The 1,311-nt window shown below is 71.0% G+C and carries 2 protein-coding genes; both read left to right on the top strand.

Going from position 1 to position 1,311, the window contains the following annotated elements; translation table 11 throughout:
* The coding region (locus CAY82_RS27305) for a F0F1 ATP synthase subunit B (RefSeq protein ID WP_087503442.1) at window positions 1-471 on the top strand (471 nt) is incomplete at its 5' end.
* The gene (locus CAY82_RS27300; RefSeq protein WP_087503441.1) at window positions 471-1,268 is read left to right on the top strand and encodes a F0F1 ATP synthase subunit delta; all 798 of its coding nucleotides are present in this window, start codon (window positions 471-473) and stop codon (window positions 1,266-1,268) included. The genes CAY82_RS27305 and CAY82_RS27300, both read left to right, overlap by 1 nt.
* The last annotated feature ends 43 nt before the right edge of the window (window positions 1,269-1,311 follow it).

The raw sequence follows: 1,311 nt of genomic DNA, 5'->3' as shown, positions 1-1,311 counted from the left end.
CTCTTGGCCATCGCCTTCGCCAAGGTCGTAGTTCCGAAGTTCGAGAAGGCTTATGCCGACCGGACCGCGGCGATCGAAGGCGGAATGAACGAGGCCAAGGCGGCCCAGGCCGAGGCGAAGGCGGCCCTCGACAAGTACAACGCGCAGCTGGCGGAAGCACGCCAGGAAGCCGCGAAGATCCGCGAGGACGCGCGTGAGCAAGGCGCGCTCATCATCGCGGAGCTGCGTGAACAGGCCAACACCGAGGCCGAGCGGATCGTGACGCACGCGCGGGCCCAGATCGACGCCGAGCGCGCCCAGGCCGTCGCCTCGCTGCGCAGCGAGGTCGGCACCATGGCGACCACGCTGGCGGGCCGGATCGTCGGTGAGTCGCTCGAGGACGAGGCGCGTCAGCGCCGGACCGTCGAGCGCTTCCTGGCCGATCTGGAGGCCTCGGAGTCGGCCCGGCAGGCCGTCGGAACGGACGGCTGATGCGCGGCACATCGAGGGAGTCACTCGCCAAGGCCCAGGAGGCCCTGGCGAGTGTCACCGTCACCGAAGGCCTCGGCGCCGAGCTGTTCTCGGTGGCCAAGCTGCTCGACGGCAACGGCTCGCTCCGGCGCGCCCTGACCGACCCGGCCCGCCCCTCGGCGACCCGGACCGGTCTGGCCCAGCAGTTGCTCGGCGGCAAGATCTCCGCCCAGGCGCTGGAGGTCCTGACCGCCGCGGTGGCCGGCCGCTGGGTCAGCGGACGTGACCTCGGCGACTCGCTCGACGAGCTGAGCGTGCAGGCCGATGTGGCCTACGCCGACGGCCAGCGCAAGCTGGACGACGTCGAGGACGAGCTCTTCCGGCTCGACCGGATCGTCACCGCCGAGCGGGCGCTGAGCGACAAGCTGAGTGACCGCAACATCCCGGTGGCAACCCGCCAGGAGCTGATCCACGGACTGCTGCAGGGCAAGGCAACCGACGTCACCGTGCGGCTGGCCGAGCGCGCAGTGGACGGTCGGGGCCGCAACTTCGCGGGCTCGATGCGGTCCTACCAGGTTGCTGCCGCCGCCCGGCGCAGCGCCAGCATCGCGACCGTTCGCGTCGCCGCCGACCTGTCCGAGGCCGACCGCACCCGGCTCGCCGCGGCGCTCGGCCGGCAGTACGGGCGCGACATCCAGCTGAACGTGATCGTCGACCCCAAGGTCGTCGGTGGCGTCCGGGTGGACATCGGTGACGAAGTGATCGACGGAACCATCGCGGCCCGGCTCGACGAGGCGCAACGGCGCATCGCGGGCTGACCTCTAACGACATAGCGGCGCTAGTGGTCAGCAAGCCTCTAGA

Source organism: Pseudomonas sp. SID14000 (assembly GCF_002165135.1).
Lineage (GTDB): Bacteria > Pseudomonadota > Gammaproteobacteria > Pseudomonadales > Pseudomonadaceae > Aquipseudomonas.
The sequence above is the reverse complement of the archived record's forward strand: the minus strand, read 5'-3'. Positions and strand labels throughout refer to the sequence as shown.

Bases quoted from the DNA above. Each gene is read 5' to 3' on its own strand.
- CAY82_RS27300 (WP_087503441.1), top strand. From the start codon at position 471: ATGCGCGGCACATCGAGGGAGTCACTCGCCAAGGCCCAGGAGGCCCTG.